The sequence below is a fragment of the Bacillus sp. N12A5 genome (genome assembly GCF_026790125.1).
Taxonomy (GTDB): domain Bacteria; phylum Bacillota; class Bacilli; order Bacillales; family Bacillaceae; genus Bacillus.
On sequence record NZ_JALAMR010000016.1, the window covers coordinates 44,775 to 58,647 of the forward strand.

Genomic DNA, 13,873 nt, shown 5'->3' on the forward strand with positions numbered 1-13,873 from the left:
ATCTTTGTTAGATTTCTATTTACAGCAGCTCAAGCAGCCTGTTTTTTACGCCGTCTGTATCTTCAGGAGTCCGGCAAATAATTAAGATCGTGTCATCTCCGCAAATGGTCCCCATAATTTCATCCCAGTCCAAATTGTCCATCAGCGCCCCGATTGCCTGAGCGTTGCCCGGCATCGTTTTCAGCACAATCATATGGCTTGCTGAGTCTACTTTTACAAAAGCGTCCATCAGCGCCCGCTTCAGCTTGGATAGCGGATTGAAACGCTGGTCTGCCGGAAGGCTGTATTTGTAAGAACCGTTATTCGTAGGCACTTTTACAAGGTGAAGTTCTTTAATATCCCGTGAAACCGTGGCTTGAGTCACTTTGTATCCATCCTGCTTCAGCATGTCGACCAATTCATCTTGCGTTTCGATTTCATTGCTTGTAATGATCTCTCTGATTTTAATATGCCTCTGGCCTTTGTTCATGTAAGCACCTCTATTTCCAGCTTATCTGTTCTTTTATGTTATATGATTCTCTGCAAATTGTACATGAATGCAGAAAAAAGGAATAATAGCGCCCTATTATTCCGGTACATCTGCTTTTTTTTCTTTTAACGTCTTATGCGCCTCTTCCACAATACGATTGATCTCTTCTTCCGGCAGCTCCTGCCCTACCTGCCCCTCTCCAGCCCAATGCAAATGAAGGAGAAATTCAATATTTCCGTCCCCTCCCGTGATTGGAGAAAATGACAGGCCTTTGCAGATATAGCCTTCAGCTGCAGAAAAGCTGATCATTCGCTTGAGCACATCAGCATGCACTTTAGGATCTCTGACAATCCCTTTTTTGCCGACGGATTCCCGTCCCGCTTCAAACTGCGGCTTAACAAGAGCTATGCAGTCACTGCCAGGTACAAGCAATGTTTTGAGGACAGGCAGGATGAGCCGAAGTGAAATAAAGGACACATCAATTGTGGCAAACTCCGGCATGCCCTTTGTAAAGTCCGCCGGTGTTGCGTAACGAAAGTTCGTCCGTTCCATCACAACGACCCGCTCATCCTGCCTAAGCTTCCAAGCAAGCTGATTGTAGCCTACATCCACCGCGTATGACTGTTTAGCTCCGTTTTGCAGAGCGCAGTCCGTGAAACCTCCGGTGGAGGAGCCAATATCAATCATAATTTTATCCTGAACAGAGACGGGAAACTCTTTCAGCGCTTTTTCAAGCTTTAAGCCGCCCCTGCTCACATATTTCAGCGGGTTTCCTTTGACGGTTAACGGAAGATCGCGGTCAATTTTTTCTCCAGGCTTGTCCATTCGGTTTTCGTTTGAATAGACAATCCCCGCCATAATGGCTCTCTTGGCTTTTTCCCGCGTTTCCGCCAGCCCTCTTTCCACTAGTAATACATCTAATCGTTCTTTCTTTGAGGTCATGATCCAATTCCTTTATGTGTCTTCGGCGGCATCAGTAATCGAATACGGTTTGCCACCTGCTGTTTAGTTAGTCCAATTTCTTCAAGAAGCGCAGTTACGCTTCCGTGTTCAATAAACCGATCCGGGATTCCCATTCTGTCAATTGGTGTAAGATATTCACCTTGATCATGAGCGAACTCTAAAATCGAACTTCCGAATCCGCCTTCTAAGACCGCTTCTTCAATCGTTAAAATCGGCAAGCCTTCTTTTAGGATATCCTTCATCATCTTTTCATCGATCGGCTTGATATAGCGCGCATTCACAACACGCACGGAAAGGCCTTCTTTTTGCAGCTCTTCAGCTGCTTCAAGCGCCATTTCGATAGTTGTTCCAAATGTTAAGATGACAGCGTCATTTCCCGGACGCAGCACCTCCCACGTGCCGATCGGAATCGTTTTCAACTGTTCATCCATTTTTACGCCGAGTCCGTTTCCGCGCGGAAAACGCATCGCAATCGGGCCTTCGTCATAGCTGAGTGCTGTATGAACCATATGCTGTCCTTCATTTTCATCTTTCGGCATCATTAAGACGATGTTTGGGATATGGCGCATAAACGCAATATCAAACACGCCTTGATGTGTCTCTCCGTCAGCGCCGACAAGCCCTGCACGGTCAATGCCAATAAATACATTGGCGTTTTGGCGGCAAATGTCATGAACAACTTGGTCATATGCCCTTTGCAGGAAGGTTGAATAAATCGCCAAAAACGGCTTCATCCCCTGCATTGCCATAGCTGCCGCCATTGTTGCGGCATGCTGTTCTGCGATTCCTACATCGAACATGCGGTCAGGGAATTCCTTCGCAAAGCCTTCAAGCTTGGATCCAACAGGCATAGCCGGTGTAATGGCTACAATGCGTCCGTCCTCGCGCGCCATGCGCTGCACAGTTCCGCTGACTAGGCCGCTCCATGAAGGAGCTGCTGCTTTTGGTTTTACAAAGTCACCGGTATTAATTTTATATGGTCCGGTACCGTGCCATGTTCCGACCGTATCGGTCTCAGCCGGTTTGTATCCCTTCCCTTTTTTCGTGATGACATGCAGGAGAACCGGGCCTTTCGTTTTTTTGGCGTATTGAAGATTCTCAATCAGCTCATGATAAGAATGTCCGTCCACCGGGCCTAAATACGTAAAACCAAGCTCTTCAAAAAACATTCCCGAAACAAGCATGTATTTCAGGCTGTCTTTGACTCGTTCCGCTGTGGCAGCAAGTTTGCCACCGACTGCCGGAATCTTTTTAAACAAGTATTCGAGCTCATCTTTTACCCACTGGTATTTCCCGGCAGTGCGCAGCCGTCCGAGCATAGAATGAATGGCGCCGACATTTGGTGCAATACTCATCTCATTATCATTGAGGATGACAATCATGTCTTTTTTCTCGTCGCCAATGTGGTTCAGCGCTTCAAGCGCCATTCCGCCGGTCAACGCTCCGTCACCAATGATCGGAATAATAAATTCATCCGTTCCTTTAATATCACGCGCAGCTGCCATCCCCATCGCGCCTGACAGAGAAGTTGAGCTGTGCCCGGTTTCCCACACATCATGCTCGCTTTCACTCCGCTTTGGGAATCCGCAAAGCCCTTTATACTGGCGAAGCGTCGCAAATTCTTTTCCGCGCCCTGTCAACAGCTTGTGGACATACGACTGGTGGCCTACATCCCACAAAAACTTGTCCTTCGGGCTGTTAAATTCCTTATGCAGCGCAACAGTAAGCTCTACGACACCTAAGTTTGGGCCGATGTGGCCGCCGGAAGCGGATAAGGTTGTAATTAAAAATTGACGGATTTCATCACTTAATTTCTCTAATTCATCAATGGACATGTTTTTTAAAAACGACGGGTCCTGTATTGATAAAAGATCCAAAGCGGATCAACTCACTTTCAGCATGAATTTCTGCAATGATACATGTCTTCCGAATGCCGAGCTGGACAATGGCCGGTTCTCAGGCATAAAAAAAGACAAACGCGCTTTTCCTTTTCATTTTTCATATAAACTGCTTACATTTTACCATATCTCGTGCAGCCGCTTCAAATTAGGATCGTTTTAGTGATCTCTTGCCGCAATTAAATCACAAAGTTCATATAAAAGGTCTTTTTGAAGAGACAGTCCGCTGATTAAACGCTTCGCTTCATTGATATGAACATCCAATTTATGTTTAGCCCCATCCAGTGAAAGAAGTGACGGGTAAGTCGATTTGTCGTTTGTTGTATCTGAGCCGACCCGTTTGCCGATTTTCTCTTCACTGCCTTCTAAATCTAAAATATCGTCTCTGATTTGAAAGCCGATTCCAATGTGGCTGCTGAAGGAACGCAGCGTTTCAATATCTTCCTCAGGCGCATCCGCCAAAATGGCACCGGCGATTACGCAAAAGCCGAGAAGCTTTGCAGTTTTCCGTTCATGAATGGATTCGAGCTCCTCCAGCGTGACTTGGCGGTTTTCCGCTTCCATGTCAGCTACTTGTCCCCCGACCATGCCTTCAGTGCCTGCCGCTGAAATCAGTTCATTCACAAGACGAAGGCGCTTTTCTGCTGACACCTCGTCCGATACGTGGGATGTAATCAGCTTAAAGCTTTCCGTAAGTAGCCCGTCACCTGCTAATACCGCTGTTGCTTCACCGAATACTTTATGGTTTGTCGGCTTCCCGCGGCGCAAATCGTCATCATCCATACAAGGAAGGTCATCATGAATTAACGAATACGTGTGAATCATTTCGACAGCACAGCCGACTGGAATGCCGTCCTTTTCATTTTTCCCATATGCGTTTAAAACTGCCAGTACAATGAGGGGCCGCAGTCGCTTTCCGCCAGCCTCAAGGGAATACAGCATAGATTTCTTTAATGAGTCAGGCATATCTAGCATTTCTGTATAGACAGAAAGCTGTTTTTCAATCGTTTTTTTCCGCTCCGCCAGAAAGCTCGTTAATTTATTTGTCACCTTCGTCTTCCTCCTGAACACTGAAAGGTGCCAGTTCGCCGTCTTCTTTTAAAATGAAGTCCATTTGTTTTTCAACTTTTTGCAGCTTTTCGTGACACATTTTTGAAAGAGCCATGCCTTCTTGGAAATAGTTAATCGCTTGCTCTAAAGGCACATCGCCCTCTTCAAGCTTTGATACAATGCTCTCTAGCCCTTTCATCGCTTCTTCAAATGTCATGTTTTCATTTTTTTTCACGTCTGTCATTTTTCTTCCCCTCTCTTTTCTAATACTTCACAGGTCAGCACGCCATCCTTCAGCTTGACCTCAACCTGGTCCTTCTCTTCTATCTGACTGACACTTTTAATGAGTTCGTCCTCTTTATATGCCAAGCTGTATCCTCTTTCCATCACTTGAAGAGGACTTAACGCATTCAGCTTGCCAAGAACAGTTTGAAATTGGGAATGCAGATGCTTCATTTGGATATTCATATTTTTTGTCAGCTGATTTGTTTGTTCCTCGTATCGTTTTCTTGCTTGCTTCAGCTGTTCATGAGGATGCAGCGCCTCTAATCTGTATGTTTCACGCTCAAGCTGCCTGCTTTTTCGATCTAAAAGAGCGGTAAGCTGCGCTTGAAACTGCTGATAGGCAAGGTCAAACTGCTGCTCTTTTTGCGCATACAAACGCTTTGGAAAACGAAAGGCATACGAGGATTGCAGTGTTTGAATCCGTTCTTTTTTCTGGCTTAGATGCTGCTGCATCGCTCTTGTCATTCTGACTTCCGCTGTTTTTGTCCGTTCAATTAAATCAGTGGTATGCGGTACGGCAATCTCAGCTGCTCCTGTCGGCGTCGCGGCTCTGACATCAGCGACAAAATCACTGATCGTAAAGTCCGTTTCGTGCCCGACTGCCGATATAATCGGTATGTGAGAAGCAAAGATGGCGCGTGCTACAATTTCTTCATTAAATGCCCATAGTTCTTCAATCGAGCCGCCGCCTCTTCCGACAATTAATACGTCGCAAATCTCTTTTTCATTTGCCTCTTCAATGCGCGTAACGATGGATCTGCTCGCATTTTCGCCCTGTACGAGCGCTGGAAGAACAATGACTTTTACAAGGGGATATCTTCTTTTTAGAGTTGTAATGACGTCTCTGACAGCAGCACCCGTTGGAGATGTCACAACCCCGATTGTGGCTGGAAATGCGGGGATTTGTTTTTTGTAGCGATCGTCAAATAAACCTTCTCCGGCAAGCTTCTTTTTTAGCTCTTCGTACGCTAAATAAAGCGCTCCGACCCCGTCAGGCTGCATTTCTTTGGCATATAATTGGTAGTTTCCGCTCGGTTCGTATACGGAAATTCCGCCTCTGATGAGCACCTTCATCCCGTTTTCAGGTTTAAAAGGCAGACGCTCGCTCTGTCTCGCGAACATCACCGACTGCATTCTGGCGTTTTCGTCCTTTAATGTGAAATAAATGTGGCCTCTTGTGTGTATTTTTACATTCGATAATTCGCCTTTAATCCAAATATTTTCAAGGTGAGGATCTACATCGAATTTTCGTTTTATATACTTTGTTAGCGCTGAGACGGTAACATACGCTGTTTCACCCATGTCTCAAACTCCTCTCATAAGCATTCCTGCACCATAACTAAAGAAAACCCGCCCTGGCTTTAGGAGCCTGAAGAAGCGGGTATCGTGCTCATATTCACAGCAGGCCAACGTCCCGCCTGTGAATATCTCCAATTATCTATGATAACGTACGTTTCGCAGATTTAACAGTATTATGCGCAAGCATCGTGATGGTCATTGGACCTACTCCGCCCGGAACCGGCGTGATGAAGGATGCCTTTTCCTTTGCCCCTTCAAATTCAACATCTCCGCAAAGCTTTCCGCTTTCCAGACGGTTAACGCCGACGTCAATGACAACAGCACCCTCTTTGATCTGGTCTGCATTGATGAAATTGGCTCTGCCGACTGCCACCACCAGGATGTCCGCTTTTTTCGTATGTTCTGTAATGTTTTCTGTTCTTGAATGACAGTAGGTAACCGTCGCGTTTTCATTTAATAAAAGCTGGCCGACAGGTTTGCCGACAATATTGCTTCGGCCGACTACAACAACTTCTTTACCGGAAAGGTCAATATTCGTTTTCTTCAAAAGCTCAACAATTCCGTGAGGCGTACAAGGAAGAAACGTATCTTCGCCAAGAAGCATTTTCCCTACGTTTAACGGGTGAAAACCGTCTACATCTTTATCAGGAGAGATACGTTCGATTACCGCTTTTTCAGAAATATGGTCTGGAAGCGGAAGCTGAACGAGAATGCCGTGAAACTCAGGATCTTGATTGTATTGATCGATAATGGAAAGCAGTTCAGCTTCGGTAAGGCTGCTGTCAAATTGATCGAGCTTGAAATTCATTCCCATTGTTTCAGCCGCTTTTTTCTTTCCTCGCACGTAAGAGTGAGAAGCAGGATCATCTCCAATCAAAATAACCGCCAGTCCAGGAGTGACGCCTTGCTTTTTAAGCTCTTCTACCTCTTTTGCCAATTGTTCGCGTTTTTCTCTAGCCGTTTCTTTTCCGTCGATGATTGTTGCAGTCATTTTCTTTCCTCCTATGATTGTTCAATATCAGATTTAATGTTAGAAAGAACCCCGTTTACAAACTTTGTCGCTTTGTCATCACCAAACCGTTTTGCCAGCTCAATCGCTTCGTTCATAGAGACATTCACCGGAATGTCTTCGGCATATGCCATTTCGTATGCTGCCAGACGCAAAATCGCGCGGTCAACATTGGCAATCCGATCGAGCTTCCAATTCACCAGATGCTTGGAGATCATTTCATCCAGCTGAACTTGGTGTTCCAATACCCCGTGCACAAGCTGTTCAAAGAAAGGATCTGTTTTTTCTTCATCCAATGCATGTTCTATGGCTTCATTCACTGCAATATCGCTGACATCAATTTGAAATAGTGCCTGCAAAGCTTTTTCTCTTGCTGTTCTTCTTTTCATTTTCTTTCTCCTTTGATCCTCTTTATCCGCTTGTCGTTAAGCCACAAAGAGATCATAACATATTTTTTTCGTATCCGCATATTGAAATCAAGGTTTTTTACCCTATTGCCGAATATTTTCACACACCTTAATATGATTATTCGGATTTCACGTTCATGAAGAAACTCGGCTGCCTTGAGCCGGTTTTCTTCATGCTTTGAAATAAAGGGTAACGTGTAAAAAAACCAAAGGGCCGCCCTCCCCTTGGTTTTTTGTTAAGCCATTTACATTTCTTCGTCGATTTGGACTTCCTGGGCTTTTGTGTCAAATTGAATGCCGACGATGTGAATATTGATCTCATTAATCGAAAGAGACGTCATATTTAATAAGGTTTGACGAATGTTTTCCTGAACAGACGCTGCAACTTTCGGAATTGAAACACCGAATGTAACGACACAGTATACATCGATTGTAATTCCGTCATCCGCCAGATCTACTTTGACACCTTTGCCATGATTCACTTTACCGAAGCGCTCAACGACACCTGTCGCAAAGTTTCCGCGCATTTCGGCAACCCCGTCAACTTCTGAAGCTGCTATGCCGGCAATGACCTCAATGACTTCCGGTGCAATCTCAACCTTACCTAAATGCGTATCTTCTTGATCCATTTTAAGCAAGCTGTTGTCTTTCATTCAATTCACCTCCGTAAAAATTATGAGCCCATTACATCATATGTTTCTAAAAATTTTGTATTAAACTCTCCGCTTACAAATGTTTCGTGTTCAAGCAGTTTTAAGTGGAACGGGATTGTTGTCTCAATGCCTTCGATCACGAATTCGCTCAATGCGCGCTTCATGCGGGCAATGGCTTCATCTCTCGTTTTTCCGTATGTGATTACTTTTGCAATCATACTGTCATAGTACGGAGGGATGGCATAGCCCGGGTACGCAGCAGAATCGACACGGACACCAAGGCCGCCGGGAGGCAGGTACATTTTAATTTCACCAGGTGACGGCATAAAATTTTTACTTGGATTTTCTGCGTTGATTCGGCATTCGATAGCCCAGCCTTGGAATTCGACATCCTCTTGTTTGAGGCTGAGTTCCATTCCTGATGCAACTTTGATCTGTTCCTTAATCAGGTCAGTTCCTGTTACCATTTCTGTTACTGGATGTTCTACCTGGATTCTCGTGTTCATTTCCATGAAGTAGTAGCGCTGTTCTTTGTAGTCGTAAATAAATTCAACAGTTCCCGCGCCTGTATAGCCGACTGCTTTTGCAGCCTTAACCGCTGCATCTCCCATCTGCTCCCTGATTTCTGAATCAAGCGCCGGAGACGGCGTTTCTTCCAAAAGCTTTTGCAGGCGTCTTTGAATCGAGCAGTCGCGTTCACCCAAATGGATCGTATTTCCGTAGTTATCGGCAAGCACTTGGATCTCAACATGACGAAAATCTTCTATGTATTTTTCGATGTAAACACCTGGATTTCCAAATGCTGTTGCAGCTTCCTGCTGTGTAATCTTAATGCCTTTGATCAGTTCCTCTTCGGTGCGGGCAACCCTGATCCCTTTTCCGCCTCCGCCTGCGGTGGCTTTTATAATTACAGGATACCCAATTTCATTAGCAAGCGAAACCGCTTCTTCCACATTTTCTATAATTCCTTGTGATCCCGGTACGATCGGGACGCCTGCCTGTTTCATCGTTTCCCGCGCAACGTCTTTTGTTCCCATTTTTGAAATGGCGTCAGCACTCGGGCCGACAAAAGTGACGTTGACTTCTTCACATAATTCCGCGAAATCAGCATTTTCAGCTAAGAACCCATATCCCGGATGAATAGCGTCCGTGCCTGTCAGCTTCGCAACACTCACAATATTTGTAACATTTAAGTAGCTGTCTTTTGATGCTTTCGGTCCGATACAAAAAGCTTCATCGGCCATTTGAACATGAAGGGCATCTTTATCGGCTTCTGAATAAACAGCGACAGTCTCAATTCCGAGCTCCTTACAGGCTCTGATGATTCTGACAGCAATTTCTCCTCTGTTGGCGATCAATAGCTTTTTAATCATGTTAAGTCTCCTTACTCTGCTTTCACAAGAAATAGAGGTTGTCCGTATTCGACCAGCTGGCCGTTTTCTACTAATACTTCAACGATTTCGCCTTTTACTTCTGCTTCGATCTCGTTGAATAGCTTCATCGCTTCTACAATGCAGACAACTGTATTTTCATTTACTTTTGAACCAGCCGTTACATAAGGGCCAGCTTCCGGTGATGAAGATGCATAAAACGTTCCTACCATTGGTGAAGTAATTTTATGCAGATTTTCATCTTGCTTCGGTGCTTCTTGGGCAGGTGCGGGAGCTGCTTGCTGCGCTTGCGGCTGAACTGCCTGCGGAGCCTGAGCCTGTACAGATGCTGCCGGCGCCTGCTGCATGACTTGAACAGTGCCTGCTTCATGTTTTTTCAGTTTTAAGGATACACCTTCATTTTCATATACGAATTCGTCAATTGTAGACTCGTCAATTGCTTTAATCAGCTCGTGGATTTCTTTCATATTTAACATTCAATCGCACTCCTATGTATGAAATTTCTTTTTTATAGGTTACTACTAAAAGTACATACTATGTTTATCTTACAGGAGCGGACTTTTGAATTCAACTCTAATATGATTGCAACGCAAAAAGCCCGCTGTTTAAGCGGGCGTGTTTTCTCTTTCTTTATTTGGATGGTTCAAATGTGACAGCGACGTCTTTCATTGTTTTGATTTCTTTTGCCACAAGGTCTATGATCGCTGTGGCCTTCGATTTGGAGTGTTTGTCTGATTTGACTGTAATATTGATTTTATCTCCTTCAGCATTAACGAGCGCATCTTCGTAACCTTGTGTTTTAATAAGCGTTTCCAGCTGTTTTTCTGTCCCTTCCACTTCACTGAGAGCCGTCATTTTATCGTATGCTTCGCTTTTCTCTTTTGCTGTTGCATCATCGCTTGACACAATGGCATTCAGCTCTTCTCTTTCTTTGCTTCTGGCATCTTCTAAATCAAGACGGTACGTCGTGAACAGATCATCATCGGCTGTTTCTGTGACAACAGTTCCTTTTTCACTGGCTTCAGCAGATGTTTCCTTGTCTGCTGATGAATCTTTCGTGCCCTTTGTTCCATCTTCTTTTTCAGTTTCTGTACCGTTTTTTTCCTTCGTGTCTTCCTTGGCAGGCGCTTTTTCAGTTGCTACCTCTCCGCTGTCAGACGCGCTTTTTTCACTTTGCATTTGCACGGCATTTTTGCTTTCCGGAGACATGATATAGTAGACGCTTAACACCACGACAAGACTGAGCATTGTTAATAGCCAAACAGTTTGTTTTTTGAGCATTTATGAATCCTCCTTTATTTTTTTAGGGGCAACCGCAACCCGGTGGCTTGGAACATCCAGGACCCGTGTCACCGCTTCAATAATGGTTTGTTTTATTTGAACGTTGTCCACTCCTTGAGCAACAACGAGTACACCGCGTATATCAGGCTTTTTCGTTTGGACGACGACCGGTGTTTCTTTATCGCCGTTTTTGATCATGACGATTTCTTCTTCGGATGTCTGATCTGTAACGCTTCTAGTTCCGCCTTCTTTATCTGTTTCTTCAGTGGTTGTATTTTTGTTTGATTTGTTTTTTTCGTATACTTTCAGCGACGTCGCATCAACATTTACGACAACAGAGACATCGTCCACACCTATGATTGTTTCAAGAATTTCTTTCAGCTGGTTCTCGTATTCTTTTTCATAATCATCGATCGAGTTCTTAGGTTCAGATTTTGAGGCTTTAAACACTTCAGCTGTTTTCTCTTTGCTGTCTTTGGTATCTTGTGAGGATACCGCCGTTATCGGTTTGGCGTTTTCTGTTTTCTCAGGAGAAGAAAACAGCTGGCTGACAAGCATAAAGGAAACTCCGAGAACAAAAACGAACAGAAAGTAATGATATTTGGTCAGCTTCGGCTTTTCACCGTCCTTCGTTTGCCCCGGAAGAAACTGCTTTTTCAATACATTCCATAATCCGTTTTTATTCATTGCCGACACTCTCCCCGCCTTCCATATGAACCGTAATTTTCTCACTTCCGATTTCCCAAATGTCCGCAAGCTGCGTTTGGATCTGTTTGGCTTCTTTTTGTTCGGCTGCTTCTTTCGTTACGTATGCATGATCTGTATCAATGTGGACCGGCGCGACCGTTTGGACCGTTTTTTCAGAAGACGGGGCCATATACACGCTGATTGTTTTAATATCCTCTTCTGAATCTACCTTTTCTCCTGCCGTGAGTTTGATGCGCCCTACTTTGTATTCATCATGACTGAATCTCTCCTCCGCTTTCTTTTTTAGTTGGACAGCCATTTCTTCTAAAATATATGCGCGCTGGGAAGCTTGTATTTCTATTTTTTTTGAATTGATTTGATTTTTTATGTCGGCAGACTCTGACTGCCCGTTTTTTGTGAGGTATTCAAAGATGACTGCAGGGTCTGTGTTAAAAAGCTTAAAAATCGGCGTGAGCATGACGACAATTAAGAGCAGGCTGACTACCATTTTTGCGTACTTTTGCATGCTGGAGCTTGGCAGCAGCATATCAATGACAATTGCAAATAGGATAAACAACACGATGGTGGTAAGCCATTCAGTTAGAAAACTCATCCGTCAGCCTCCTTTATTTCATCATCATCGTGAGGTTTCCGGCTGTGATAATGACAGTAAGGCTTAAAAAAAACATGAGAGACACAATGGCGAGAGCTGCAAATATATAAATGACGCTTTTGCTGATGACGTCGAGGCAGGTAATGACAGGGCCGCCTCCAAGCGGCTGAAGAATAGCGGCTGCCAGCTTGTAAATAAAAGCGAGGGAAAGCACCTTGATTGCCGGAAATGCCGCAATACAGATTAAAATAGCAACACCGAGAATCCCTACGGTATTTTTCAGCAATAAGGAAGCGCTGATCACTGTGTCTGTCGCATCAGTAAACATTCGGCCAAGCACAGGAATAAAGTTACCGGTTATAAATTTAGCCGTCCTGAGCGTAATGCCGTCTGTCACTGCAGCTGAGGCTCCCTGAACAGAAATAACGCCGAGAAAGATGGTAAGAAAGACGGCCAGTGCCCCGATGGCGATATTTCTGAGCAGGTTGGCCAGCTGCGTTACTTTGTATTGTTCGGTCATCGTGCTGACAATGCTCAGAATTGCTGATAAGAAAATCAGCGGCATGACGATATTCTGAATTAAAAGACCGCTCGTGTTCATCAGAAAGAGGATAACAGGATGAAAGAAGGCTGCAGATACAGCTCCGCCTGAGGAAGCCAAAAGCGCCAAGAGGAGCGGAATGAGCGCCAGTATAAAGCTGGTCATCGTCTGAATGGCCTCTGTCGCATAATTGATTGCCACATGAAAACTGTTCAGCGCGAGGATAATCAGCACCATGTACACAATTGAGTAGGCGACCTTGCTGACGGTGCTTTGCTGAAACGCATTTTGCAAAAGCTGCAGGATAACACAGAAAATCGTGAGTAAAATCAATGTGCCCAGCAGCTTTCCATTAGCAAGCACTTCATGAAACAAATAAGAAAAGAGCGCCTTCAGCCATTCTTGCGGCGAAAAGGATTTATCGCCATTGATAAACTCCATTAAGCTGCCTTTTTGGCTTTCCGGCAGCAGTCCGCCGTACTCTGACATAATGTCATTCCAAAATTCACCGATCTTGTCTGTTTCAAGCGAGGACGCTGTCCTTTCCGCTAATTGCTCAGCCGTTTCAGCATGGTGATCCGTTTGTTCGGCGTCCCCTGCTGCTTGTACAATTTCTGCCCGGCCTGTTATGATCAGCACGGCCAGAAGCAAAGCCCATTGAAAACGCTTCAATCTACCGCCTCCTTTCGGTTATGACATAGAAGGTATAAGTCCGAGAATCGTTTCGATAATGACTGTTAAAATAGGCACAGCCATAACGAGAATTAAAATTTTCCCTGCCAATTCTATTTTCGAGGCGATGGCTCCTTGGCCGGCATCTTTTGTGAGCTGCGCCCCGAATTCAGCAATATAGGCGATTCCGATAATCTTTAAAATGGTTTCAACATAAACCATGTTGACGTTTGCATTAATTGCGATTTTTTCTATCATTCGAATAATGTCGTAGATTTGGTCTACTAAATAAAGAAAAATGGCACAGCCGGCAAACACGACGATTAAAAACGCAAAAGTCGGCTTTTGTTCTTTTACAATTAAAGAAAGGAAGGTGGCAATCAGCCCTAAACCTACAATTTGAACAATGTCAATCTGCAAGCCCCCCTATCCTTGGAATAAAAACACAGCTTTTATCTTTTTAAAAAGGTCATCTACGATCGTGGCGACCATAAATAAAATATAGATAAAACCTAGCAGCGTCACCCATTGGGCATACTCTTTTTTGCCCATCTGATCCAAAATCGTGTGTAAAAATGCGACCACGATTCCGACTCCGGCGATTTGAAAAATGACATTCACGTCTACTCCCATTTTATTTTTGCTCCCCTCACGT

The 13,873-nt window shown here is 44.5% G+C and carries 17 protein-coding genes; all 17 read right to left on the reverse strand.

Annotated elements, in window-relative coordinates; genetic code table 11:
- Window positions 1-19: 19 nt before the first annotated feature.
- Entirely contained in the window at window positions 20-469 is a 450-nt protein-coding gene (gene argR / locus MOC09_RS15850) for an arginine repressor ArgR (RefSeq protein ID WP_003236889.1), read from the reverse strand.
- A 96-nt stretch (window positions 470-565) separates the two neighbouring features.
- Window positions 566-1,411, reverse strand: a complete 846-nt coding sequence (locus MOC09_RS15855; protein ID WP_268360572.1) for a TlyA family RNA methyltransferase — start codon at window positions 1,409-1,411, stop codon at window positions 566-568.
- A complete protein-coding gene (gene dxs, locus MOC09_RS15860) occupies window positions 1,408-3,309 on the reverse strand; it encodes a 1-deoxy-D-xylulose-5-phosphate synthase (protein ID WP_268360570.1) in 1,902 nt (633 codons plus the stop codon). Before dxs ends, MOC09_RS15855 begins: the two co-directional genes overlap by 4 nt.
- Before the next feature lie 180 nt (window positions 3,310-3,489).
- Window positions 3,490-4,380 carry a polyprenyl synthetase family protein gene (locus MOC09_RS15865; protein WP_268360568.1) on the reverse strand — a complete coding sequence of 297 codons (891 nt, stop codon included), beginning with the start codon at window positions 4,378-4,380 and terminating at the stop codon, window positions 3,490-3,492.
- Window positions 4,370-4,624 carry an exodeoxyribonuclease VII small subunit gene (locus MOC09_RS15870; RefSeq protein WP_003226409.1) on the reverse strand — a complete coding sequence of 85 codons (255 nt, stop codon included), beginning with the start codon at window positions 4,622-4,624 and terminating at the stop codon, window positions 4,370-4,372. The genes MOC09_RS15865 and MOC09_RS15870 overlap by 11 nt, the downstream gene beginning before the upstream one ends.
- Window positions 4,621-5,967, reverse strand: coding sequence for an exodeoxyribonuclease VII large subunit (gene xseA, locus MOC09_RS15875; protein WP_268371080.1), 1,347 nt, complete (start codon window positions 5,965-5,967; stop codon window positions 4,621-4,623). The genes MOC09_RS15870 and xseA overlap by 4 nt, the downstream gene beginning before the upstream one ends.
- Window positions 5,968-6,103: 136 nt before the next feature.
- On the reverse strand, window positions 6,104-6,955 hold the full coding sequence (folD, locus tag MOC09_RS15880; protein WP_222143138.1) for a bifunctional methylenetetrahydrofolate dehydrogenase/methenyltetrahydrofolate cyclohydrolase FolD: 852 nt from the start codon (window positions 6,953-6,955) through the stop codon (window positions 6,104-6,106).
- Between the two features lie 11 nt (window positions 6,956-6,966).
- Complete coding sequence (nusB, locus tag MOC09_RS15885; RefSeq protein WP_003226401.1) at window positions 6,967-7,362, reverse strand: transcription antitermination factor NusB; 396 nt, start codon at window positions 7,360-7,362, stop codon at window positions 6,967-6,969.
- A gap of 263 nt (window positions 7,363-7,625) precedes the next feature.
- Window positions 7,626-8,033: a fatty acid biosynthesis protein YqhY gene (gene yqhY / locus MOC09_RS15890; RefSeq protein WP_003236896.1), complete on the reverse strand. Its 408-nt coding sequence runs from the start codon at window positions 8,031-8,033 to the stop codon at window positions 7,626-7,628.
- A 20-nt stretch (window positions 8,034-8,053) separates the two neighbouring features.
- On the reverse strand, window positions 8,054-9,406 hold the full coding sequence (gene accC / locus MOC09_RS15895; protein ID WP_268360564.1) for an acetyl-CoA carboxylase biotin carboxylase subunit: 1,353 nt from the start codon (window positions 9,404-9,406) through the stop codon (window positions 8,054-8,056).
- Between the two features lie 11 nt (window positions 9,407-9,417).
- Window positions 9,418-9,900 carry an acetyl-CoA carboxylase biotin carboxyl carrier protein gene (accB, locus tag MOC09_RS15900; protein ID WP_268360562.1) on the reverse strand — a complete coding sequence of 161 codons (483 nt, stop codon included), beginning with the start codon at window positions 9,898-9,900 and terminating at the stop codon, window positions 9,418-9,420.
- Between the two features lie 154 nt (window positions 9,901-10,054).
- Window positions 10,055-10,705: a stage III sporulation ratchet engulfment protein SpoIIIAH gene (gene spoIIIAH / locus MOC09_RS15905; RefSeq protein ID WP_268360560.1), complete on the reverse strand. Its 651-nt coding sequence runs from the start codon at window positions 10,703-10,705 to the stop codon at window positions 10,055-10,057.
- On the reverse strand, window positions 10,706-11,392 hold the full coding sequence (gene spoIIIAG / locus MOC09_RS15910; RefSeq protein ID WP_268371081.1) for a stage III sporulation protein AG: 687 nt from the start codon (window positions 11,390-11,392) through the stop codon (window positions 10,706-10,708).
- A complete protein-coding gene (gene spoIIIAF / locus MOC09_RS15915) occupies window positions 11,385-12,005 on the reverse strand; it encodes a stage III sporulation protein AF (RefSeq protein ID WP_268367149.1) in 621 nt (206 codons plus the stop codon). Before spoIIIAF ends, spoIIIAG begins: the two co-directional genes overlap by 8 nt.
- Before the next feature lie 13 nt (window positions 12,006-12,018).
- On the reverse strand, window positions 12,019-13,218 hold the full coding sequence (spoIIIAE, locus tag MOC09_RS15920) for a stage III sporulation protein AE (RefSeq protein ID WP_268367150.1): 1,200 nt from the start codon (window positions 13,216-13,218) through the stop codon (window positions 12,019-12,021).
- 18 nt (window positions 13,219-13,236) lie between these two features.
- Entirely contained in the window at window positions 13,237-13,638 is a 402-nt protein-coding gene (spoIIIAD, locus tag MOC09_RS15925; RefSeq protein WP_003230228.1) for a stage III sporulation protein AD, read from the reverse strand.
- Window positions 13,639-13,644: 6 nt separating this feature from the next.
- Window positions 13,645-13,851, reverse strand: coding sequence for a stage III sporulation protein AC (gene spoIIIAC, locus MOC09_RS15930; protein WP_003153142.1), 207 nt, complete (start codon window positions 13,849-13,851; stop codon window positions 13,645-13,647).
- Window positions 13,852-13,873 lie beyond the last annotated feature (22 nt).

What these genes read in the sequence shown, in the direction of transcription:
- spoIIIAH (WP_268360560.1), bottom strand. Translation starts at nt 10,705, where the DNA reads ATGCTCAAAAAACAAACTGTTTGGCTATTAACAATGCTCAGTCTTGTC.
- MOC09_RS15855 (WP_268360572.1), bottom strand. Translation starts at nt 1,411, where the DNA reads ATGACCTCAAAGAAAGAACGATTAGATGTATTACTAGTGGAAAGAGGG.
- MOC09_RS15870 (WP_003226409.1), bottom strand. Translation starts at nt 4,624, where the DNA reads ATGACAGACGTGAAAAAAAATGAAAACATGACATTTGAAGAAGCGATG.
- accB (WP_268360562.1), bottom strand. Translation starts at nt 9,900, where the DNA reads ATGTTAAATATGAAAGAAATCCACGAGCTGATTAAAGCAATTGACGAG.
- argR (WP_003236889.1), bottom strand. Translation starts at nt 469, where the DNA reads ATGAACAAAGGCCAGAGGCATATTAAAATCAGAGAGATCATTACAAGC.
- xseA (WP_268371080.1), bottom strand. Translation starts at nt 5,967, where the DNA reads ATGGGTGAAACAGCGTATGTTACCGTCTCAGCGCTAACAAAGTATATA.
- nusB (WP_003226401.1), bottom strand. Translation starts at nt 7,362, where the DNA reads ATGAAAAGAAGAACAGCAAGAGAAAAAGCTTTGCAGGCACTATTTCAA.
- accC (WP_268360564.1), bottom strand. Translation starts at nt 9,406, where the DNA reads ATGATTAAAAAGCTATTGATCGCCAACAGAGGAGAAATTGCTGTCAGA.
- spoIIIAF (WP_268367149.1), bottom strand. Translation starts at nt 12,005, where the DNA reads ATGAGTTTTCTAACTGAATGGCTTACCACCATCGTGTTGTTTATCCTA.
- spoIIIAG (WP_268371081.1), bottom strand. Translation starts at nt 11,392, where the DNA reads ATGAATAAAAACGGATTATGGAATGTATTGAAAAAGCAGTTTCTTCCG.
- spoIIIAC (WP_003153142.1), bottom strand. Translation starts at nt 13,851, where the DNA reads ATGGGAGTAGACGTGAATGTCATTTTTCAAATCGCCGGAGTCGGAATC.
- yqhY (WP_003236896.1), bottom strand. Translation starts at nt 8,033, where the DNA reads ATGAAAGACAACAGCTTGCTTAAAATGGATCAAGAAGATACGCATTTA.
- folD (WP_222143138.1), bottom strand. Translation starts at nt 6,955, where the DNA reads ATGACTGCAACAATCATCGACGGAAAAGAAACGGCTAGAGAAAAACGC.